Origin of the sequence: Providencia sp. PROV236, from assembly GCF_033676985.1 — a bacterium.
In the GTDB taxonomy this organism is placed as follows: domain Bacteria; phylum Pseudomonadota; class Gammaproteobacteria; order Enterobacterales; family Enterobacteriaceae; genus Providencia; species Providencia manganoxydans.
In genome coordinates this window covers 4,193,868-4,216,355 of the sequence record NZ_CP096297.1, presented here as the reverse complement: position 1 = coordinate 4,216,355, position 22,488 = coordinate 4,193,868, and the positions used below count along the sequence as shown (strand labels likewise).

Annotated in this window: 19 protein-coding genes and 4 tRNA genes; 18 read left to right on the top strand and 5 right to left on the bottom strand. The window is 42.9% G+C overall.

The features are described 5' to 3' along the window. Positions 1–2: 2 nt before the first annotated feature. The 12 genes from rfbA to M1E96_RS19510 all read left to right on the top strand — a co-directional run bounded on the left by rfbA (position 3) and on the right by M1E96_RS19510 (position 9,522). Positions 3–884 carry a glucose-1-phosphate thymidylyltransferase RfbA gene (gene rfbA / locus M1E96_RS19565; RefSeq protein ID WP_070928568.1) on the top strand — a complete coding sequence of 294 codons (882 nt, stop codon included), beginning with the start codon at positions 3–5 and terminating at the stop codon, positions 882–884. After that, positions 862–1,602 (top strand): dTDP-4-amino-4,6-dideoxy-D-galactose acyltransferase, encoded by a 741-nt coding sequence (gene rffC, locus M1E96_RS19560; RefSeq protein WP_319068977.1) that lies wholly within the window; start codon positions 862–864, stop codon positions 1,600–1,602. Before rfbA ends, rffC begins: the two co-directional genes overlap by 23 nt. Further along, on the top strand, positions 1,589–2,719 hold the full coding sequence (gene rffA / locus M1E96_RS19555; RefSeq protein ID WP_140182127.1) for a dTDP-4-amino-4,6-dideoxygalactose transaminase: 1,131 nt from the start codon (positions 1,589–1,591) through the stop codon (positions 2,717–2,719). The genes rffC and rffA overlap by 14 nt, the downstream gene beginning before the upstream one ends. After that, positions 2,719–3,969 (top strand): lipid III flippase WzxE, encoded by a 1,251-nt coding sequence (wzxE, locus tag M1E96_RS19550; protein ID WP_369427292.1) that lies wholly within the window; start codon positions 2,719–2,721, stop codon positions 3,967–3,969. Before rffA ends, wzxE begins: the two co-directional genes overlap by 1 nt. Continuing rightward, positions 3,966–5,048 (top strand): TDP-N-acetylfucosamine:lipid II N-acetylfucosaminyltransferase, encoded by a 1,083-nt coding sequence (locus M1E96_RS19545; RefSeq protein WP_319068981.1) that lies wholly within the window; start codon positions 3,966–3,968, stop codon positions 5,046–5,048. Before wzxE ends, M1E96_RS19545 begins: the two co-directional genes overlap by 4 nt. Then, complete coding sequence (gene wzyE / locus M1E96_RS19540) at positions 5,045–6,400, top strand: ECA oligosaccharide polymerase (protein WP_319068982.1); 1,356 nt, start codon at positions 5,045–5,047, stop codon at positions 6,398–6,400. The genes M1E96_RS19545 and wzyE overlap by 4 nt, the downstream gene beginning before the upstream one ends. Before the next feature lie 9 nt (positions 6,401–6,409). Continuing rightward, the gene (gene wecG, locus M1E96_RS19535) at positions 6,410–7,147 is read left to right on the top strand and encodes a lipopolysaccharide N-acetylmannosaminouronosyltransferase (protein ID WP_319068984.1); all 738 of its coding nucleotides are present in this window, start codon (positions 6,410–6,412) and stop codon (positions 7,145–7,147) included. A 378-nt stretch (positions 7,148–7,525) separates the two neighbouring features. Beyond that, on the top strand, positions 7,526–8,917 hold the full coding sequence (locus M1E96_RS19530; RefSeq protein ID WP_319068986.1) for an amino acid permease: 1,392 nt from the start codon (positions 7,526–7,528) through the stop codon (positions 8,915–8,917). Between the two features lie 153 nt (positions 8,918–9,070). Continuing rightward, a tRNA-Arg gene (locus M1E96_RS19525) sits at positions 9,071–9,147 on the top strand. Positions 9,148–9,228: 81 nt separating this feature from the next. Next, a tRNA-His gene (locus M1E96_RS19520) sits at positions 9,229–9,304 on the top strand. A gap of 15 nt (positions 9,305–9,319) precedes the next feature. Then, a tRNA-Leu gene (locus M1E96_RS19515) sits at positions 9,320–9,405 on the top strand. A gap of 40 nt (positions 9,406–9,445) precedes the next feature. Continuing rightward, positions 9,446–9,522 (top strand) — tRNA-Pro (locus tag M1E96_RS19510). Between the two features lie 1,598 nt (positions 9,523–11,120). Here M1E96_RS19510 and hemY read toward each other — a convergent pair. From hemY to hemC, 4 genes are read right to left on the bottom strand one after another with little or no spacing between them, the layout of a single operon-like run. Continuing rightward, positions 11,121–12,314, bottom strand: coding sequence for a protoheme IX biogenesis protein HemY (gene hemY, locus M1E96_RS19505; protein WP_319068987.1), 1,194 nt, complete (start codon positions 12,312–12,314; stop codon positions 11,121–11,123). A gap of 2 nt (positions 12,315–12,316) precedes the next feature. Further along, complete coding sequence (gene hemX / locus M1E96_RS19500; RefSeq protein WP_369427291.1) at positions 12,317–13,543, bottom strand: uroporphyrinogen-III C-methyltransferase; 1,227 nt, start codon at positions 13,541–13,543, stop codon at positions 12,317–12,319. Positions 13,544–13,545: 2 nt separating this feature from the next. Then, the gene (locus tag M1E96_RS19495) at positions 13,546–14,301 is read right to left on the bottom strand and encodes a uroporphyrinogen-III synthase (RefSeq protein WP_319068992.1); all 756 of its coding nucleotides are present in this window, start codon (positions 14,299–14,301) and stop codon (positions 13,546–13,548) included. Beyond that, positions 14,298–15,242, bottom strand: a complete 945-nt coding sequence (hemC, locus tag M1E96_RS19490) for a hydroxymethylbilane synthase (RefSeq protein ID WP_319068995.1) — start codon at positions 15,240–15,242, stop codon at positions 14,298–14,300. Before hemC ends, M1E96_RS19495 begins: the two co-directional genes overlap by 4 nt. Before the next feature lie 602 nt (positions 15,243–15,844). Here hemC and M1E96_RS19485 point away from each other — a divergent pair. Then, on the top strand, positions 15,845–18,421 hold the full coding sequence (locus tag M1E96_RS19485; RefSeq protein WP_319068997.1) for a class I adenylate cyclase: 2,577 nt from the start codon (positions 15,845–15,847) through the stop codon (positions 18,419–18,421). A 3-nt stretch (positions 18,422–18,424) separates the two neighbouring features. Here the strand turns inward: M1E96_RS19485 and cyaY are convergent, their stop codons facing one another. Next, entirely contained in the window at positions 18,425–18,742 is a 318-nt protein-coding gene (gene cyaY / locus M1E96_RS19480; protein WP_070927845.1) for an iron donor protein CyaY, read from the bottom strand. A 296-nt stretch (positions 18,743–19,038) separates the two neighbouring features. On the opposite strand from cyaY, the gene M1E96_RS19475 reads away from it, so the two are divergent. From M1E96_RS19475 to yigB, 5 genes are read left to right on the top strand one after another with little or no spacing between them, the layout of a single operon-like run. Next, a complete protein-coding gene (locus M1E96_RS19475; RefSeq protein ID WP_070927843.1) occupies positions 19,039–19,227 on the top strand; it encodes a lipoprotein in 189 nt (62 codons plus the stop codon). 21 nt (positions 19,228–19,248) lie between these two features. Then, a complete protein-coding gene (gene dapF / locus M1E96_RS19470; RefSeq protein ID WP_070927841.1) occupies positions 19,249–20,073 on the top strand; it encodes a diaminopimelate epimerase in 825 nt (274 codons plus the stop codon). Positions 20,074–20,089: 16 nt separating this feature from the next. Beyond that, complete coding sequence (locus M1E96_RS19465; RefSeq protein ID WP_070927840.1) at positions 20,090–20,794, top strand: DUF484 domain-containing protein; 705 nt, start codon at positions 20,090–20,092, stop codon at positions 20,792–20,794. Then, complete coding sequence (xerC, locus tag M1E96_RS19460; RefSeq protein ID WP_319068999.1) at positions 20,776–21,705, top strand: tyrosine recombinase XerC; 930 nt, start codon at positions 20,776–20,778, stop codon at positions 21,703–21,705. Before M1E96_RS19465 ends, xerC begins: the two co-directional genes overlap by 19 nt. Then, positions 21,705–22,421: a 5-amino-6-(5-phospho-D-ribitylamino)uracil phosphatase YigB gene (yigB, locus tag M1E96_RS19455; protein ID WP_140182107.1), complete on the top strand. Its 717-nt coding sequence runs from the start codon at positions 21,705–21,707 to the stop codon at positions 22,419–22,421. Before xerC ends, yigB begins: the two co-directional genes overlap by 1 nt. The last annotated feature ends 67 nt before the right edge of the window (positions 22,422–22,488 follow it).

The following is a 22,488-nucleotide window of genomic DNA, read 5'->3' as shown; positions in this document are numbered from 1 at the left end:
TCATGAAAGGTATAATACTTGCTGGTGGGTCGGGAACGCGTTTGCATCCGATTACACGAGGTATCTCGAAGCAGTTGTTACCCATCTATGATAAGCCGATGATCTATTATCCGCTATCAGTACTCATGCTTGCGGGTATCCGCGAAATTTTAATCATTTCTACACCTGATGATTTACCTATGTTTAAGCGGTTGTTAGGTGATGGTCATGAGTTTGGTATTGAATTGAACTACGCAGAACAAGCTTCTCCTGATGGCCTCGCACAAGCCTTTATTATTGGTGAAGAATTTATCGGTAATGACGCGTGTTGCTTAGTATTGGGCGATAATATCTTTTTCGGTCATTCATTTAGCCCGAAACTGAAATCGGTTGCAGCGAGAACCAAAGGCGCCACTGTGTTTGGCTATCAAGTGATGGATCCTGAGCGTTTTGGTGTGGTTGAGTTTGACGATGACTTTAAAGTACTGTCCATCGAAGAAAAACCAAAGAAACCGCTATCAAATTGGGCGGTAACAGGTCTGTATTTCTATGACAATCAAGTGGTTGAATTTGCCAAGCAAGTTAAACCATCAGAACGTGGCGAACTCGAAATCACCTCAATCAATCAAATGTATTTAGAGCGTGGTGAATTGAATGTTGAGCTGTTAGGTCGTGGTTTTGCTTGGTTGGATACAGGGACTCACGATAGCTTGATTGAAGCCGGCACTTTTGTTCAAACCGTTGAAAAACGCCAAGGTTTTAAGGTTGCTTGTTTAGAAGAGATTGCATGGCGTAATGGCTGGTTGACCGATGAACAGGTCCAGAAGTCAGCGAAGCAACTCAGTAAAACAGGTTATGGCCAGTATTTAGAGGATTTACTTCGTGTCCGTCCGCGCCAATATTGATCACCTGCAATGGGAGTCTGATTTTTTCGGACGTTCTACTGCCAAGTTGGACTTCACAGCACAACAAACTGAGATTATCCTTGAAAGTCAATTAGATGACTATGCTATTACTCAGGCAAAAATCTCAGCGGGTGATATTGAACGACTTGATGGGTTATCTCAACTTGGTTTTTCCTTAGTTGAAGGTGAAGTGGATTTTGCTCTGACTATTGGCACAGAAAATGCTTATTTGAACAGTGGCTTATTGGTAACAGAGCGAGTCGATATTGCTGTTGCCGATGAAATCCCTGCATTGCGTCAGGCGGCTGAACAGGTGTTTAGTCAAAGCCGTTTTCGTGCCCCTTGGTACTGTAACGGTGACAGTGGGCGTTTTTATGCATTATGGATAGAAAAAGCGGTTTTAGGCACTTTTGACCACACATGTTTGTTAGTTAAAGAGGCATCAGGGGCGATTTTAGGCTTTGTGAGTTTAAGGCACCTTGATGATGACACTGCACGTATTGGCCTTCTGGCTGTGATGCCTGGAGCGAACGGGCGAGGGATTGGCCGTAAATTGATGTCAGCAGCGTGGGTATGGTGTAAGCAACACCAAAAAAGACAGCTAAATGTTGCCACGCAAATCAGCAATATTGCTGCATTGAATCTTTATTCACGTAGCGGTGCTGCGGTTGCTAGCACTGCGTATTGGTTATATAGGGGACAACATGATTCCATTTAATAAGCCACCCGTTGTAGGAACTGAATTAGCGTATATGAAGCAAGCCATGGATAGCGGCAAGCTGTGTGGTGATGGTGGTTTTACCAAACGCTGTGAAGAGTGGATGGAAAAGCGCTTTGATTGCCCTAAAGTCCAATTAACGCCTTCTTGTACCGCATCATTAGAAATGGCGGCGATCCTCATTAACATTAAGCCAGGCGATGAAGTGATCATGCCTAGCTTTACCTTTGTTTCAACATCCAATGCGTTTGTGCTCAGAGGCGCGACCATTGTATTTGTGGATATCCGTCCTGATACCATGAACATTGATGAAACAAAAATCGAAGCGGCGATCACAGAGCGCACTCGTGCGATTGTCCCGGTTCATTACGCAGGCGTCGCTTGTGAAATGGACACGATTATGGCAATTGCTGAAAAGCATAATCTGTTTGTCATTGAAGATGCGGCACAAGGGGTAATGTCCACCTATAAAGGCCGAGCTTTGGGAACGATTGGTCATATTGGTGCATACAGTTTTCACGAAACCAAAAACTACTCTTCAGGTGGTGAAGGTGGCGCAACATTGGTCAATGATAAGTCACTGATTAATCGTGCTGAAGTGATCCGTGAAAAAGGCACCAATCGCAGTCAATTCTTCCGTGGCCAAGTTGATAAGTACACATGGCGTGACATTGGTTCAAGTTATTTGATGTCTGACCTACAAGCCGCTTATCTATGGGCGCAGCTAGAAGAAGCGGAAAAAATTAATGAACGCCGTTTGCTATTGTGGCAGCGCTATTACGATGCATTAACGCCTTTAGCGCAAGCGGGTAAACTTGCATTGCCTATCGTGCCGGAAGGTTTAAAACACAATGCACACATGTTCTACATTAAGTTAAAAGATGTCGAACAACGCACTGAGTTTAATGACTACATGAAATCCCACGGTATTTTGACAGTGTTCCACTATGTTGCACTGCACACTAGCCCTGCGGGTGAAGAGTTCGGTCGTTTTGACGGTGAAGATCGCTACACGACTAGTGAAAGTGACCGTTTAGTCCGTTTGCCGATGTTCTACAATATGACTGATGAAGAACAGCAAACCGTTATTGATACGATTAAAGCGTTTTTTGCCTAATGTCATTAGCAAGAGCTTCTATTTGGACAGCTGGGTCTACCCTGATAAAAATTGGGGCGGGCCTACTGATTGTAAAACTATTAGCGGTCTCTTTTGGCCCTAGTGGTGTCGGGTTGGCGGGAAACTTTCGCCAGCTCATCACTGTTCTTGGTGTGCTATCAGGGGCAGGGATTTTTAATGGAGTCACTAAATATGTTGCTGAACACCATGAAAATCCTGAAAAGCTACGCGCCGTATTAGGAACGTCATCCACTCTGATCCTAGCATTTTCGACACTACTCGCGTTGATTTTCTTACTATTTAGTGGCTCGATTAGTGAAGGACTGTTTGACAGTAAAGATTACCAGCGAGTTATCCAAGCGGTGGCTTTCATTCAGATGGGGATTGCGTATGCCAATTACTTTTTAGCAATCTTAAAAGGCTATCGAGACGCGTCTGGCAATGCTCAGTCTATTATTTTCGGTAGTATAATTGGCGTTGTTGCTTATTATTTATGCTATACCATAGGTGGCTATGATGGCGCCTTAGCAGGATTAGCATTGGTACCGGCACTTGTCGTGCTACCAGCGGCTTTGATGATTGTACGCCGTAAGCGATTTGCATTATCCATGTTAAAACCCGCTTGGGATAAAGCGATCGCGACAAATTTAGGTAAGTTTACCGTCATGGCGTTAATTACGTCGGTGACGTTACCTGTCGCATACATCATGATGCGAAATCTATTAGCTGCAAAATACAGTTGGGATGATGTAGGCCTATGGACAGGGGTGAGCACCATTTCTGATGCTTATCTGCAATTTATTACGGCAACATTTTCTGTGTATTTGCTACCTACGTTGTCTCGGCTACAACATAAACATGAAATCTCAGCAGAGATCATTAAAACCTTAAAATTTGTCTTGCCCGCCGTTGCTGTCGCCAGCTTTATGGTGTGGTTACTGCGTGATTTTGCGATTTGGTTACTGTTTTCCGATAAATTTTATGGCATGCGTGATTTGTTTGCATGGCAATTAGTGGGTGATGTTTTGAAAGTTGGAGCCTATGTCTTTGGCTATTTGGTCATTGCAAAGGCAGCTTTACGTTTTTATATTTTGACTGAGGTGAGTCAGTTTATCCTCTTGATGGGCTTTTCCCATTGGCTGATACCTGCACACGGTGCTGTAGGGGCAACGCAGGCTTATATGGCGACCTATATCGTGTATTTTCTCCTCTGTTGTTGTGTATTTTTGATCTACCGTAGGCGAGTATGACAACCTTAATACATGTACTGGGATCTGACCTCCCCCACCATAATCAAACGGTGCTGACATTCTTTAATAATGTGATCTGCAAAGAAAATGCAGAGTCACCAAAGCCGCATTTTATGGTGGTTAGCCTTGATACACAGTTGGCGGATGCCTATCCACAGTTGGATATTGAGGTCTTCGAAAGTAAAAAATTGATTGCTGATGCCGTGATCCGTCGTGCAACGGCTGACCGTCGGGAGCGTTTTTTCTTCCATGGGCAATTTAATGCGCCTATTTGGTTGGCGCTGCTATTTGGTAAAATTAAGTCACATCAATTTTGGTGGCACATTTGGGGGGCAGATCTGTATGAAGACTCCACTTCCCTAAAATTTAAATTGTTTTATATCTTACGCCGATTGGCACAAAAGAAAGTGGGACATGTTTGCGCGACACGGGGGGATTTGTGCTATTTCCAGCAATCAAACCCACGAGTCCCTGCATCAGTCCTGTATTTTCCTACACGTATGGATCCAAGCTTGACCGTTAATACGCCTCCAGTGCGTCAGGGCGAGAGTTTAACTATCTTACTGGGTAACTCAGGTGACCGTTCAAATCGCCACATAGAGGCGCTGGGGGCGATTAAACAGCAGTTTGGTGAACAGGTTAACGTGATTGTGCCTATGGGCTACCCAGCTAATAACCAAACGTACATCCAGCAGGTTGAACAAACTGCGCAATCACTGTTTACATCGGGTCAAGTCAACATCCTGAAAGAACGCATGGAATTTAGTGATTATCTGAATTTACTGAAAACCTGTGATCTCGGTTATTTTATTTTTAATCGTCAGCAGGGCGTGGGAACAGTGTGTTTGCTGATCCAGTTCGGTATTCCTTTTGTTATCAGCCGCCAAAATACATTTTGGCAGGATCTGACTGCGCAAAATGTTCCGGTGTTCTTCTATGGTGATGAACTCTCTGTGGGTTTGGTTGAAGAAGCACAACGCCAAATGGCGCTATTAGATAAGCAGCACATTGATTTCTTCGCACCGAATTTTACTGATGGCTGGCATGCAATCTTAGCCGTTGCGGAGGATCAAGCATGACCTTAGCCGAGTTGGGAGGCTTATCGCTTGTTTATCTGATCTCCATTATTTTTATGGGAACGTTGCTGTATAAAGAGTTCCGACGCGTACGTTTCAATTTTAATATCTTTTTTTCATTACTGTATTTACTAACGTTTTACTTTGGTTTCCCGCTGACTTGTGCACTGGTCTTTCAATTTGATGTGGCCATTGTACCTGCGGAATACTTGCTATATGCCCAACTCGCGGCAACCAGTTTTTACGCCATTTATTATGTTACGTACAAAACACGGCTAACCAAAGCGCCTACTGTGGCAAAGCGTCCGCTATTTACCATGAATAAAGTAGAAACTAACCTCACTTGTTTATTGCTGATTGCGGTGGCTGTGGTGACTGTTGGGATCTTCTTCCTGCAAAATGGTTTTTTGCTATTTAAGCTAAAAACTTACAGCCAAATATTTTCCAGCCAAGTTTCAGGGGTGGCGTTAAAACGCTTTTTCTATTTTTTCATCCCTGCGATGCTGATCGTTTACTTTTTACGACCAACGCAAAAGCGCTGGATTTTATTCCTGGTGAGTACGGTCGCTTTTGGTTTTCTAACCTATGTTATCGTCGGTGGTACACGAGCAAATATTATTATTGCATTCGCACTCTTTTTGTTTATTGGTATCGTCAGAGGCTGGATCACATTATGGATGTTGGCTGCGGCGGGGGTTGCAAGCATTGTCGGGATGTTCTGGCTCGCGCTTAAACGCTATGGATTAGACGTGAGTGGGGCAGAAGCATTCTATACGTTCTTGTATTTGACTCGCGATACCTTTTCACCGTGGGAGAACCTTGCGTTACTGTTAAGCAACTACGATAAGATAGAGTTCCAAGGACTGGCGCCGATTGCGCGTGATTTCTATGTCTTTATCCCATCGTGGTTGTGGCCTGATAGACCGGATACGGTCTTAAACTCAGCTAATTACTTCACATGGGAAGTGCTTAACAACCATTCAGGTTTAGCGATATCACCTACCTTAATTGGCTCATTAGTGGTCATGGGAGGCGTGATATTTATCCCGCTTGGTGCCATCGTTGTCGGTTTGATTATCAAATGGTTCGATTGGATCTATGGTATGAGTTTAAAAGAATCAAATCGTTATAAAGCAGCGATCATGCAAGCATTCTGCTTTGGCGCCATTTTTAACATGATAGTGCTAGCCCGCGAAGGGGTGGATTCTTTCGTGTCACGTGTCGTCTTTTTCTGCCTAATTTTTGGGTTTTGTTTGATTTTGGCGAAATTACTGTACTGGTTATTTGAAAGTGCGGGGCTTATTCGTGATAGAGCCGTTTTTTATTTAAAAAACCAACATCGCGACGACCGCTAGAGGAGTTTTATGGAACAGCAATCTATTCCACAATATAGCATCAGAGGTCACCAAATCTGGGGCTTCAGAGATATGGCGCATTTTTTGGATCATCTGTTTGCTGATGGCGAAACCCAGTCTGGCACACTTGTGGCAATTAATGCAGAAAAAGTGATGACCGCAGAAAATGACGAGGCATTAAATACATTACTTGGACAAGCCGAGTACCTCTATGCAGATGGTATCAGTATTGTGCGCGCGATCCGCCGTAAATACCCACAAGCACAAGTTTCGCGTGTTGCAGGAGCCGATTTGTGGGAAGCACTCATGGAACGGGCAGGGAAAGAGGGCACCCCCGTCTTTTTAGTGGGTGGTAAGCCTGAAATTCTCGAACAAACCGAGAACAAGCTACGTGCCCAATGGAATGTGAATATTGTTGGTTCACAAAACGGTTATTTCACAGCGGAAGATCGTGAGGCACTGTTTGAACGTATTCGTGAGAGCGGTGCTAAAATTGTTACAGTTGCGATGGGTTCACCAAAGCAAGAGATTTTGATGCGTGATTGCCGTAAAGTACACCCTGATGCGCTGTATATGGGCGTTGGCGGTACTTATGATGTCTTTACAGGCCACGTGAAACGTGCGCCGAAAGTTTGGCAAAATTTAGGCTTAGAATGGTTGTATCGTTTGTTATCGCAGCCTACTCGTATTAAAAGGCAATTCAAACTACTTAAGTTTTTAGGCTACTACTATAGCGGCAAACTGTAATTTTTATCGTGATATGTCACGGCGTCTGTATTTTGCAACGCCGTGACAATAAAACCTCTTCATTTCTGGCCTCCTACCTCAATTATTTCTATAATCCTTCAAAATTATATGCAAGATATGTGCTTTTGGCTCAAACTCAGGCTTATGGCATTTTTTTCGACTAGTATAATAGTCATTATATGAATGGTTATCATGCTTATTACTACAAATATACCCGAAATCTTTCAAGTTGCAGTGTTGTTGACTACGTTCAGCTAGCCGAGTCACATAGTTTATCTATGCTCCCCGACTATCTTCACTTGTCGCCTAACTGCAACTCGAATTATTTGGAGTATATATAAGTCATAATTGATTTTTAAAGTAACGACAGGGGAATTTATGGAGAGTTCTAAACAAGGACTTCAGCGTGGGCTAGAGGCTCGTCATATTGAGCTGATCGCTCTTGGTGGAACGATTGGCGTTGGTCTATTTATGGGCTCAGCGAGTACATTAAAATGGGCAGGGCCGTCGGTTTTATTGGCTTATATTATTGCTGGGATCTTTGTATTTTTTATTATGCGCTCAATGGGCGAAATGCTTTATGTTGAGCCGGTTACAGGCTCCTTTGCTTCGTTTGGCTATAAATATTTAAGTCCTTTTTGGGGCTGCTTAACCGCATGGGGCTATTGGTTTATGTGGGTTGCCGTGGGGATTTCGGAGATCACTGCCATCGGCGTCTATGCAGAATATTGGTTCCCTGATGTGCCACAATGGGTATTTGCTTTGATAGCAGTGGCTTCTGTCGCTTTAGCGAATCTTGCTGCGGTAAGGCTATATGGCGAACTTGAGTTTTGGTTTGCGATGATCAAAGTCACCACGATTGTGGTGATGATTTTGATTGGATTGAGCCTGATTTTCTTTGGTATCGGTAATAACTTTGAACCGATTGGCCTTGGAAATCTCACCGAGCACGGTGGTTTCTTCGCTGGTGGCTGGAAGGGCTTTTTATTTGCTTTGTGTATCGTCGTTGCATCCTATCAAGGTGTTGAGCTAGTCGGTATCACAGCTGGCGAGGCGAAAAATCCACAGGTGACATTAAAAAAAGCCATTAATAATATTTTATGGCGAATATTGATTTTCTACGTCGGGGCAATTTTTATTGTGGTGACGTTGTTTCCGTGGACGGAAGTGGGTCAACAAGGTAGCCCATTTGTACTGACCTTTGCAAAAGTCGGTATTGTCTCTGCGGCTGCGGTGATTAACTTTGTGGTATTGACTGCTGCACTGTCGGGCTGTAATAGCGGAATGTATAGCGGAGGGCGCATGCTATACGCTTTAGCACATAATAAGCAGTTGCCTCAATCATTATTAAAACTGACGCGTAGTGGCGTTCCTGCACGCTGTGTTGGCTTTACTATTCTCTGTCTATTGGCAGGTTCGAGTCTGAATTATCTTATCCCGAATCCTGAGAAAGTGTTTGTTTATGTCTATAGCGCTAGCGTGTTACCCGGTATGGTGCCTTGGATCGTGATTTTGACGAGTCAATTACGTTTTCGTCAGCAGAACAAAGACAAGCTTGCTGAGCACCCATTCAAATCAATCCTATTTCCTTGGGTGAATTATGCGACTTTGCTGTTTTTAGCTTGTGTGATTATCGGGATGGCAATTAACCCCGATACGCGTTTATCTTTGATTGTCGGTGCGATATTTTTATTGGCGGTTTCTGCACTTTATTTTCTGATCCGCGCTATTAACCGTGGTGGAAGTCAAAGTATAAACCACGCTAAATAAGGTTAGTTATTTAACATTTTCGTGATAAAGAGAGGAAATATGCTCTCTTTATCGACGAAATGAACAAAAGGCAAGCAATCGATATTTTTATTTAAAAAAGGACTAGACAGAGAGTGATTAAATCCGTACTATCCACACCCGCAACGGCGTTAAGCGCCCGTAGCTCAGCTGGATAGAGCGCTGCCCTCCGGAGGCAGAGGTCTCAGGTTCGAATCCTGTCGGGCGCGCCATTTAATTAGCGTGCTGCTACGGTTGGCAAAACAAAGTTGTATGTAGTATGATAGCAACACTTTGAATAAAGTGAAGTTATGGTGGCTATAGCTCAGTTGGTAGAGCCCTGGATTGTGATTCCAGTTGTCGTGGGTTCGAGTCCCATTAGCCACCCCATTTTTTTGTGACATTGCGAGGGTGGCGGAATTGGTAGACGCGCTAGCTTCAGGTGTTAGTGTCCTCAGGACGTGGGGGTTCAAGTCCCCCCTTTCGCACCACGAAAAGATGCAGTCAGTAAGAGTAAAGTAGTGACAATTTCGGCGAGTAGCGCAGCTTGGTAGCGCAACTGGTTTGGGACCAGTGGGTCGGAGGTTCGAATCCTCTCTCGCCGACCAAATTTAAAGAAGCCCGTCTTAACAGACGGGCTTTTTGCTATCCCCGCTTTGCTCATCACACTTCGATCCGTAGCACTTTTCATTAAGTATGGTGGCTGCCTCTGCTACCCAAATCACATACTTATGTATGCTCATCGAGATATCTTCGCCTTGCCGCCTAGCTACAACTCGACTTGTTTAGAGTATAGCCAGTGTTGTTTCTTCAGTTAAAACCCTTTTACAATAATCAAATCAAATCAAATCAAATCAAATTAACTAACCCAACCTGCATAACCTGCCTTATCGGGTGGTGATAAATGATGATCCTAAGGGGGAGGGGAAGGCGGCTTTAGGGATACTCAATTTATAATGAGAAGCTATTAATTACTTGTTTTTATTTATAATTTGGCGAAGTGATTGGTTTGTGTCGTAAAATAGATACAAATTACTATATTGGTGTCTCTAAATGGAGACATTTTACTGTATGATTTATAAGAATAATTTTTTAAGTTATTTTTGATGTCTCTTAATTGAGACAGCTTTGCTAAAGAAAATTAGGGTGATCAGAAATCATCTCACATATAGCAAAGATGTGGTGGTAAAAAACGATGTGAACAGCGCGAGAGACGTGTATTTTCAGAGTAACTGTGGGTAGATAAAGCGGAATAGTACTTTTAAAAAAGTTGGCACGCATCCTGCATTATTTATTGTGTAGATGCTCATTCCACTTCTTATGATAGCAATGCTTCATAAACCAAGGAATGACGCAAGCCGATTACTGGTGCCTATTGTCCAATTTAGATGAACAAGAGCTAATCCTCTTCTCATCAACCCATGGACGTAACGTTGAGTGAGGCACCATCTGTCTGTAGACCTGATTGTATATTTACACACCTGCTAGTATTGGCAGGTGTTTTTTTTCGTCTGTATACTCGTCATACTTCAAGTTGCAGCGCTTTTCGTTAAGGTATGGTGACTAATCATTCGCGCCAGTCACATACTTTTGTATGCTCTTAGCGACAGCTCGCAATATTTAACTCTTTAATCAAACCTCTTCAATAGTGCATGAAGAGGTTTCCTATTCATTAACGGTTTCTACTACAAAACCATTTGCTGAACCAACGAGTGATGTAGGCGTAGCAAAGAATAATGAATGTAATGATGAAAACGTCTTTATTTAGGTCAACAGTGTCAAAACCTATAATGCTGATAAAAACAAAGGGAGAGCAAATCAACAGTAGCAGATCGAAAAATACTTGCAGGCGATTTGGTGTGGAAATTATCCAACGCCAAATAGTTTTAATTACATTCATATAGAAATCCTGATCCTAGTTAATGCATATATTATTATTTATACACTATGTGAATATTATATTACAGAGTTAGAGCGGTTTTGTTTGAAGCTAGACAACAAAGTATTGTTATTAAAAATAAACAGGTAAAATCATTATTGAGTTAATTATTCTTTTTTTGAATTATTAATGGCAGTAATTGTTATTTTTTATAATTCAAAAAGTGAGTCATTTAGTCGTATTGATAACGATAAATGATAAGCGAAAAAAAACTCCACGATTAAAATGGAGTTTTCAATATAACAAAATCAATTTTTATTGGTTGAGTTAAGAGCGATCTTGCTTCAACGAATGCAATAACGCCTCTTGGCGGATTTTGGCAGCATCTTCTGCCTTATGAAGCTTGTCTAATGCATCCGCTAACCAAGCTGCATCATGGGCATCGAAACGTTGAGCCAGCGCCGCTTTAAAATACGCTTCCGCAGACTCCCATTGCGCATGTTGTAGCGCTATTTGCCCCATCGTACTGTTTAATAGAGGTGTAGCACCTGATTGTTTAATCAGGTGTTTTAATACCTTCTCTAGTGATTCAGGTTTATCAGTACGTAGTCTTGGTGCCAAGAGCAGTAGACGTTCATCATATTGTTGTTTCAAGCCATCAATAATGATTTTTTCGGCGCTTGCCATATCGTCACATTCAATCAGATGTTCAGCTAAGAAAGACTGTAAAGCAGTTTCATGGCGAACTTTGCGTGGTTGCATCTTCCACCAATTTTTTAACCCATCACTGCCATTCTCTGCGATACATTGATTCATTAATCCTTTGTAGGCTTTGAGTTTTAAGGCTTCTAGTTCATCTTCATTGTGCAGTTGCACCTTGGCCATTACAGGCAATAACTCAATCAGTGCTTGATAGGCACCTGAGCGTAGATAAGCTTGTTCTGCAAGGCGTAAAACTTCAGGGTGTCTAGGTGCTTGATCAAGTAGCTTATCAATACCTGTGCGTGCCGCATACACCTCATCTTCTGCTAATTGGATACGAACACGAGTGATATCAACAGGAAGTTGATCGCTTCCTGCAACTTCTGCGGCTCTATTGAGGTATTGATGGGTACGATGCTCATCGCCACGTTGTTGCGCAGCTTCAGCAGCCAGCAGGTAGTTGATCACAGGTTGCTGGGAGAAGTCAGCATGTTTACTCATCAGCTTTTCAACCTGATCGAAGTCACCTTCAGCCAGTTTGAGAAAGGCTTTTTGTGTTTGTGAATGTGCTTTGTGGTATTTACGACCACTGACCCAGCCTTTAGTTCTTGAGGTTGTGCTCATAAAACGGCGATAGCACCAGCCAAGGAACAGCAAAACAAATTGCAGTAAAATAAAGCACAATACTAGGCTAGTCACACTCGTGGTAATGTCGTAATTATCTGTACGAATAAAAACATAACCTTGGTGTCCAGCTAATAGTGGCCCTAAAATAACGCCAGCAATGAGAACGATAAACAGTATGAGTATCTTAATCATAGTTACCCCTTCTGCTCATTGGTTGTTGTTTCCGCGGGTTGAGCTTCTGGTTTAGCTTCAGGCTCGGCGGGCGGCGTTTCATTTTCAGTCGCTTGAGCGGGTGCTTCAGCGACAGGCATTGATGTATTTTCATCAGACTGTGATAGTAAGTTACGCACCCGTGCTTGCATCACCTTTTCCAATTTCGGTTGGCTTTCCAACGCGTCAGGCATTTCTGCATCAATTGGCTGGTTTATCAGCTCGTCAACTTCGGTTAAGAAGGCTTTGGTGGCCGGTGCATTCACATCAAAATAGGCGCGAACCCATGTTGAAACTTGCTCCAGAGATTGTTTATAGGTCTCTTCTTGATAGCGCGGTACTGCTTGTGCGGCGATCAGTAGCTGTGAGCGAATATTTTCACGTAGGTAGATATCTTGATTCGGTGCGAGTAGCGGAGCCTCTGAACCATCACGGGCACGGACTGTAATAAAGTCGTTGGTAAAACTTTTCCAACTGCGGGCTAAATTGTCTTTCCAATCGGCGATATCACTAGAAACTTCCTCATCATCAACCTTAGCGTCACCACTATTGATATCATCTAGGCGTAAATTGTCGACTTCATTACTGAGTTGATTTAAACGTAAAATAATACCGTCGTAGTCGACTTGATTGATTGCTGCTAGGCTCGCGATGTCATTACCGATCGCTTTACGAATGTCGAGTAGACTTGGATCGTTCATTTCAGCGAGGCTGGAATCTGCGCTTTTCAGTAAAACAGCCGCAGTAACAGGATCGTGATCATTCCACAGTTTTCTACCTGCCATTTTGACCATGAAGTCTGCTTGAGCTAATAACCAATTTTTGACATCAGAGCTGGACAGGGCATTGACATGTGCTTGCAGCTCTTGCATACGGCGATTAAGCTGAGCTTCATATTCAGTAGCGCGTGATTTAATTTCTGACTGTGAGGCAATCAATGAGTCCAAACGCTGCCTATCTGCTTTTTGTTGTTCAGCTAAATCACTTAACTGTTGCTTCAATTCATTGTTTTCATTAACAAGTTGAGCATTGCTTTGTTGAGTGAAGTAATAGATACCACCACCAATAGCGATGATAATAGCGATAGCGATAGCACTACCGATGAGACCTGAACGTTTTTTTTCCGAAGACGGCGTTGTTTGGCGGTTTTTTGGTGTATCCGCTACCGTTTCATGATTAACCGCCTCGGTGGATTTATCTTGTTCCGTCATAATTAGCATCCCATGTCGGTTGAAATTAATGCTTCCAATAAAGCATTATTATCTGCGCTATTTGCCACACAGACCTTTTGCCAGCCATCTTGGCGAGCTTGGTCTGCAATCCGTTCGCTGACAACCAATAAGCGGCGCTTAAACCACCACTCTTTTGTATTCTCAGCAATTAATTCATTAAGTAAGGCTAACATTTGACCGCTACTAATCACAATATCGGTAATGTCGGCGTTAACCCATTTTTGATTAAACTCTGCTTTATCGTATTTCACAGGGTATCTGGTATAACATTCACAATACTCAACTTGTGCGCCGCGAGACCTTAGTGTCGAAGCAAGTAGCTCTCTTCCGCCATTGCCTCGTAATAATAGGGCTCGTTTACCTTCAAGAAACTGTAATTCAGGAAGGCTGAGCAGTGCTTCGCTCGTTTCGCCATGTTCAGGCCAACGGATAGTCGATCCTGTGATTTCTTCAAAATATTGGCCAGTTGAACGGCCAATACCATAATAGGATAACTTATCTGACCAGTTGAGTCCCGTGTGCTTAAGGGTTAAATCTGCATACCAGACCGCATTTTTAGATAAAAGAAACACTAAATCATTTTCATCGAGCTGATGAAGCCTTGATCCTAATACATCAAGCTCAGCCCCCGGTCCAATTTCAATGAGGGGGGCAGCAAAGGCTTCGCCCCCTTTTGCATGAATGGCGGCGATCAGTTCTGCGCCTGATGGCTCGGGCCGAGTGATGAGTACTCTCATTCAGGTGCATTTCCTGCATACACTTTGGCTAGAATTTCACGAGCGCCTTTATCGAGCAGCTCTTCGGCAAGTGAAATACCTGCCTGCGTTGCTTGTTCAGGGGCAATTAAACGTTCTCCTCGAACAACTTGGCTACCATCTGGGGCACCGACGAGAGCACGTAACCAAATTTGATCTGTTTGCCAAATCGCGTAGCTACCGATAGGAACTTGGCAGCCCCCTTCAAGACGCATATTCATCGCACGTTCAGCAAGAACACATACTGAAGTGTTCTGGTGATTGAGTTTTTCCAACAGGCTACGAGTGTATTGGTCATCTAAACGGCACTCAATACCGACTGCTCCTTGGCCAACGGCAGGTAGTGATTGTTCAGGTGTAAGAGCAGTACGAATTCTGTCTTCTAAACCTAAGCGCTTTAAACCTGCAACAGCCAATATGATGGCATCATATTCGCCGTTATCTAATTTTGAAAGACGTGTTCCAACGTTGCCACGCAGATCACGAATAATCAGATCAGGGCGTAACTCTCTGATTTGACATTGACGGCGTAGACTGGAAGTCCCGACGATACTCCCAGCAGGGAGTGCGTCAAGGTTAGCAAAGTGGTTTGAAACAAATGCATCACGGGGATCTTCACGTTCACAAATGGTGACTAATCCAAGCCCTTCAGGGAACTCAACCGGGACATCTTTCATTGAGTGCACCGCAATATCTGCACGTTTTTCAAGTAATGCTAATTCGAGCTCTTTAACGAAAAGGCCTTTACCGCCGACTTTTGCTAACGGAGTGTCTAAAATGATATCGCCTTTAGTCACCATAGGCACCAGTTCAACCTGTAAACCTGGATGGAGTTGCTCTAGCTTTTCTTTGACAAAGTGAGCTTGCCACATGGCTAAAGGGCTTTTACGTGTCGCAATACGGACGATATTCGTTGCTGTCATTTCGCTGCTTTCTCAGGCATTCAATGCCATAGATTAACCATACAATTATTCCTAGTTTTAACATTTTAGCGCCTAGTTTTCCAGTTAACACCGTTAAAGCTTGCTAATCATTGAGACGATTATTGATAGATAGCATCTTTTTATGAGGAATGAATGAGAGATAAAATCATCAAAAACAGAGTAGGTCGCTAAAATTAATTTAGCTAATCGTGCTATTATGTGAGTGAAAAAAGATCATGTTATGACCGTTTTATGGTGAAGCGTGCAAGCTTAGGTGCAATGCGAATTACGTCTATAATGAGTGCAATAAGCGCCTTTTTGAGTCTGGAAGTAATTTGTTATTATTCCATTGATAAACAAGGGATATTTTCAGGGTATAAAAAATAAAAAGTCTTTTTATACAATATGTTGAAAATTAATTTGTATCAAAAATACACAGAGAAAATTATGTGATCTACTTTACCCTTTTGCGCCAAGGTGTTAAATTGATCACGTTTCCAACAATTCATTTGAAAAAAAATTTAAATATATCTCTATCTATTGCTAGTGGGTGCTGGGGTTTCCCAGATGTGTCGTTTAGTCATTCAAGCCAGGCGTATCCCTTGTATCTCTATATTGAAACTTTAAAACAGAGACTTGATGCGATAAACCAACTTCGGTTAGATCGCGCAACAGCGTCAATGAGTGAAACCTTTTGTAAGGTTTATAGCCTGCTGCCTGTCTTGTTTCATTATCATCACCCAATGATACCTGGTTATATAGAAGGTAATGTTCCTCACGGCGTTTGTTTCTTTACCCCTGATAATGACCAGCAAGTTTGGTTATCTCAATTTGAAAAATATCTTTCACAAGCAGATAAAGCGAATGGTGAATTACCTATTACAGGTATTTACTCGATGGGAAGTACTTCCTCAGTAGGGCAAAGCCAATGCTCAGATATTGATATTTGGGTCTGCCACCCTGCATGGCTGGATCATGAAGAAAAACGCTTGTTACAGAAAAAGTGCACCCTAATAGAACAGTGGGCGGCTTCATTAGGCATTGATGTCACTGTCTTTTTAATTGATGAAAATCGTTTTCGTCATCATGCCAGTGGTCATATTGGCGGCGAAGATTGCGGTTCAACGCAGCACATCTTATTACTTGATGAATTTTACCGTACCGCGGTACGTATGGCAGGTAAAAGATTGCTGTGGGCCATGGTACCAGTTGAAGAAGAGCAACACTATGATGAATATGTCATGGCACTTTATGCTCAGGGTGTATTAACACCTAATGAGTGGCTCGACCTTGGTGGCTTGGGCGAACTCTCCGCAGCAGAATATTTCGGGGCGAGTTTATGGCAACTGTATAAAAGTGTCGACTCACCGTATAAAGCCGTTTTGAAAAGCTTATTGCTCGAATCTTATTCATGGGATTATCCGAAAGGTAAGTTGTTGGCTTTAGAATTTAAGCGCCATTTACATGCAGGTGAGATCGTCTGTTACGGTTTAGATTCCTATTGTTTAATGTTAGAGCGCGTTACCCGTTATTTAATTGAAATCAATGATACCACCCGCCTAGATTTAATTCGTCGCTGTTTTTATCTTAAAGTCTGTGAAAAACTCTCTGAAGATGATGATGTAAACACCTGCTCGGGTTGGCGTCGTGATGTACTTTCTCAATTAGTAGAATCATGGGGCTGGGGAGCAGAACGCTTAGCAATGCTGGATTCACGTAACCAATGGAAGATTGAGCGAGTTCGTGAAGCGCATAATGAGTTACTCGATACGATGATGCAAAGTTATCGTAATTTAATTCGTTTTGCTCGTCGTAATAATTTAAGTGTCAGCGCTAGCCCACAAGATATTGGGGTGTTGACCCGTAAGTTATATGCTGCATTTGAGGCCTTACCGGGTAAAGTAACCTTAGTGAATCCCCAAATAACACCGGATCTGAGCGAGCAACATCTTACCTTTATTTATGTGCCAGCCGGTCGTGCTAATCGTAGCGGTTGGTATCTTTATAACCAAGCACCGCATATCGAAACGATTATTGGTCATCAGCCGTTAGAATATAATCGCTACTTAAACAAATTGGTTGCTTGGGCATATTTTAATGGGCTGTTAACTGAAAATACCCAAGTGTATATGCATCATGGCAAATCTCAATGTGATGAGAAAAAATTGCTTGAGTTGATGCATGATGTATCAGGGCACTTCCCGATCCGTTTACCTGCACCAACGCCAAAAGCCTTATATAGCCCTTGTGAAATTCGTCATTTGGCGATCATTGTTAATTTAGAGAATGATCCAACCCAAATCTATTCTGATCAAGTTGTCCATTTTGACTTCAGAAAGTTGGACGTCTTTAGTTTTGGTGAAGACCAACGTTGCTTAATTGGCAGTATCGATCTCTTGTATCGTAATTCATGGAATGAAGTGAGAACGCTGCATTTTAGTGGCGAGCAATGCATGTTGGAGGCATTAAAAACCATTCTAGGTAAGATGCATCAGGACGCCGCGCCACCCGATGCGGTTGAAGTATTTTGTTATAGCGAGCACTTACGTGGCTTAGTCAGAACTCGGGTACAACAATTGGTTTCCGAATGTATTGAGTTACGTTTATCCAGTAATCGTCACGATCCTGGGCGCTTTAAGGCATTACGCATTGCAGGGCAAACATGGGGTCTGTTCTTTGAGCGTTTAAACGTCTCGGTACAGAAATTAGAAAATGCGGTTGAGTTTTATGGGGCGATTTCTCATAACAAACTGCATGGCTGGCCTGTGAAACTGAATGCAAAAGAAGAGCACCACTTACCTGCTGTCGTTGATGGTTATGCAAGTGAGGGAATCGTACAGTTTTTCTTTGAAAATACAGCGGATAACACAGGGTTCAATATTTATGTGTTAGATGAAGCGAATCGCGTTGAAATATATTCACATTGCGAAGGTTCAAAAGAAGAGCTGGTGCGTGATGTTAGCCGTTTTTACTCATCGTCTCATGACCGCTTTACTTATGGCGCTAATTTTATCAACTTTAACTTGCCTCAGTTCTACCAAATTGTGAACCAGCAAGGCAAAAACCAAGTGATACCCTTTTCAGGGGGAACTTGGCCTTTTGATATCGAAAAGGATGATGACTTAGTGGATGTAAAATCGATTGAGCCATCACCTCAACATCAAGCGCACTACTATTAATAATTAAAAGGTGAACGGTTCACCGCTTTGAAAGGCGATGGCTTGCGCTAACATGTCCGTAAATAGCCCTCCTGAACGGTCACAGACCCAATTATTATCTTTATAATCATAATGGTAACCACCTTGCTTGGTCGCTAGCCATATTTGATGGAAAGGTTCTTGTCTGTTGATAATGATTTTACTGCCATCTTCGAAACTGAGCGTCATTACACCGCCATTTGTCTCGCAATCAATATCAGCGTCGCCATCATAGTTATCCAAATGCTCTTCAATGGATGCCATCATTGTGTCTGCAAGTTGGTGAAATTCACTGTCATTCACGGTTAAATTCCTATTTGCTCAAATAATTTGCTACATATACTCTAAATAATTCGAGGTGCAGCTAGGCGACAAGTGAACGTAGTCAACAACGCTGCAATTTGAAGTATGACGAGTATAGAAATTATAGAGGCGAATGTGGATAAGGGTCAATCAACCCGTTTTCAGGTGGTTATCATATTGTGGATAGGGAAGAAAATCGCATTTCAATTGATTAACAATAGTGATTTGCACAAGCACACCTGTTAATCTGTTAGCTATATTCAGACGTCAAAAGTTAGTGTTACAGGCGAAACATCATGAAAAAAAGTTTAGTTGGGCTATCTGCATTGATTATTTTATTGTCACTTTCAGGCTGCGGTTTAAAAGGGCCTCTTTATTTTCCACCTGAAGAACAGGCGACTCCTGCAAAAGCATCAGATGTAGAGCCTAAAGCAGCGGACAGTACGGCGGCACAATCGCCTACATCAGTATCAAATCCCCAATAAGCTGCTGCGATGGAGCGGAATATGCAATTTTCTAAAATGCATGGCTTAGGTAATGATTTTATGGTGGTAGATGGCGTTACACAAAACGTCTATTTTTCGCCTGAATTAATCAGCCGTCTCGCGGATAGGCATACAGGTGTTGGTTTCGACCAATTGTTATTGGTTGAAGCGCCTTATGATCCCGACTTAGATTTCCATTATCGTATCTTTAATGCAGATGGTAGCGAAGTTGCTCAATGTGGCAATGGTGCTCGTTGTTTTGCTCGTTTTGTACGTCTTAAAGGGCTCACCAATAAACAAAAAATTAAAGTGAGTACTCAAGCGGGCCGTATGGTTCTTACTGTGAATGATAACGATGACGTGTGTGTCAACATGGGAGAACCTGAATTTGAGCCACAGAAAGTGCCATTTCGTGCCATTAAAGCGGAAAAAACTTATATTATTCGTGCGCTAGAACGTACAGTGTTATGTGGTGTTGTTTCAATGGGAAATCCCCACTGTGTGATCCAAGTTGAAAGTGTGCACACCGCAGAAGTCGAAATATTAGGGCCGGTATTGGAAAGCCATGAGCGCTTCCCTGAGCGGGTCAATGTTGGTTTTATGGAAGTAGTGAGTGCGAACCACATCCGTTTACGTGTTTATGAACGTGGCGCCGGTGAAACGCAGGCATGTGGTAGTGGCGCTTGTGCCGCGGTTGCGATTGGTATTCAGCAAGGGGTGTTGGCAAGTCGGGTTAAAGTTGATTTACCGGGGGGCTCACTCGATATCAGTTGGGAAGGACCGGGTACACCGTTGTATATGACTGGGCCAACTAGCCATGTCTATGATGGAGTTTTACAGCTTTAGTTATTAAGAGGTTATGATGGATAAAACGAAAATTGCATCAGAAAGCTGTCATCAATTAGATGAGCGCCAAGTGGTGCAGTACTTACAGGAACAACCTGATTTTTTTATCCGTAATGCTTCGCTCGTTGAACACCTTTTGATCCCACATGCTATACAGGGGGCGATTTCGCTCCCTGAAGCGGTAATGAACCGCCAACGTTTAAAAATCAAACAACTGGAACAAGATATACGTTTTATGGTCGAACAGGCACATGAAAATGGCCAGTTATTTGATGAGCTTTTATACTTAGTGATTGAAATGTCGATGGCTGAAAGCCTTAATGGGATGCTCACAGCGCTCAATCGTTGGGCGAAAAGGTTAGGCTTATCGGGGGCTTCAGTGCGTTTATTTAGTGAATGCTGGCGGCTTTCTGCCCCTTTGGATGCACAGGCACTGGTAGTATCACGCAGCGCATTCGAATCTATTCGTATTCAACGTTTTGGTGATAGAACCAATTACTTAGGCCGTTTAAATGGTCCAGAAATACAACTTTTGTTACCTGATGCGCTAAATGTTGGTTCAGTCGCTGTCTCTCTGTTTGGGCATCATGGCGAGTCAGGCATGGTTATTTTTACTAGCCGCGATCGTGACCATTACCAGTCAGGCATGGGCACAGTGATGTTAGAGAAAGTCGCACAAATCTTGCCGAGGTTACTATGTCGATGGATAGAACGCCTCTAACTGCTCAGCCACAGGGGCTGATGATCCAAGTCGAATCCTTTCTACGCTATTTACATGTTGAGCGTCGGCTAAGCCCTGTCACTATTACTAATTATCGCCGCCAATTAACTACCGTTGTTGAGATGCTTAATGACATGAAAATGGCGCAGTGGCAGCAATTAGATACGGTGAAGGCGCGTAATGTTGCAGCCAAAAGCCGTCGAGCAGGGTTACAGGCGGCAAGTATGGCGTTACGTTTATCTGCTTTGCGTAGTTTTTGCGATTGGATGGTTCAACAAGGGGAGCTCCCTGCTAATCCAGTTAAGTCTGTACATGCCCCCAAAGCTAAAAAACGGCTACCAAAGAATATGGATGTCGATGAAGTGTCACAGCTTCTGAATATGGAAAGTGGTGATCCGTTGGTCGTTCGTGACCGCACAATGCTTGAGGTGATGTATGGTGCAGGGTTGCGCTTATCTGAACTGGTAGGTCTAGATGTTCGTCATTTGGATCTGGCTACCGGTGAAGTGCGAGTGATTGGTAAAGGTAGCAAAGAGCGTAAGATCCCAATGGGCAAAACCGCAGTCCGCTGGCTAGAACGTTGGCTGGAAATGCGTGAACTGTATGATCCAGAAGATGATGCAGTCTTTATCTCTACACAAAGCGGTAAACGTATTTCGAATCGTAATGTACAAAAGCGTTTTGAACAGTGGGGCATCAAACAAGGGGTGAATAGCCATATCAACCCCCATAAGTTGCGACACTCGTTTGCAACACATATTCTTGAATCAAGTGGTAATTTACGCGGTGTGCAAGAGCTACTCGGTCATGCAAATTTATCCACAACACAAATCTATACACACCTTGATTTTCAGCATCTGGCAAACGTTTATGATGTAGCTCATCCCAGAGCAAAAAGGGAGAAACCCTAATGCATTTTTACCGACCGTTATCACCGATCCAAGCGATGACTTTTGACTTGGATGATACTTTATATGATAACCATCCAGTCATTGATAAAACGGAAGAAGAGGTATTACGTTTTGTCCGCGAATATGATCTGCGATTTAATCATTTTACCAATGATGACTTATATACATTCCGTAATATTGTTGCCGATCAAGAGCCTGAGATTTGCCATGATATAACGCGCTGGCGTTGGTTATCATCGAAAATGATGTTTTGCCATTATGGCTATAGCCGTGAAGATGCTCAAAAAGGGGCTGATGACATCATGGCGCATTTTACTTATTGGCGAAACCAAATCGACGTTCCTCTGGAAACTCACCAAATATTGACGCAGCTAGCTGAAAAATTACCGCTGGTAGCGATCACCAATGGTAATGCAGAGCCAGATGCATGCGGGCTAGGACAATATTTCCAATTTGTCTTAAAGGCTGGTCCCGATGGTCGTTCGAAACCTTATTGTGACATGTATCGGTTGGCAGCACAAAAGTTAGAGTTAGAGCCGCACGCTATCCTTCATGTTGGTGATAATTTACTGACAGATGTTGAAGGGGCTATTCGCAGCGGTATGCAAGCTTGCTGGATCAACAGTGACAATAGAACATTGATGGAAGAAAAAGATGTGCGTTTATTGCCACATGTTGAAATTTGTCGGTTGGCTTCTTTATTGTCACTGGTATAATCATTTTTCTGTATATAAACACAGTGGTGGTATAAATATACCACCACTGTCTTGCTTTGATGGTAAT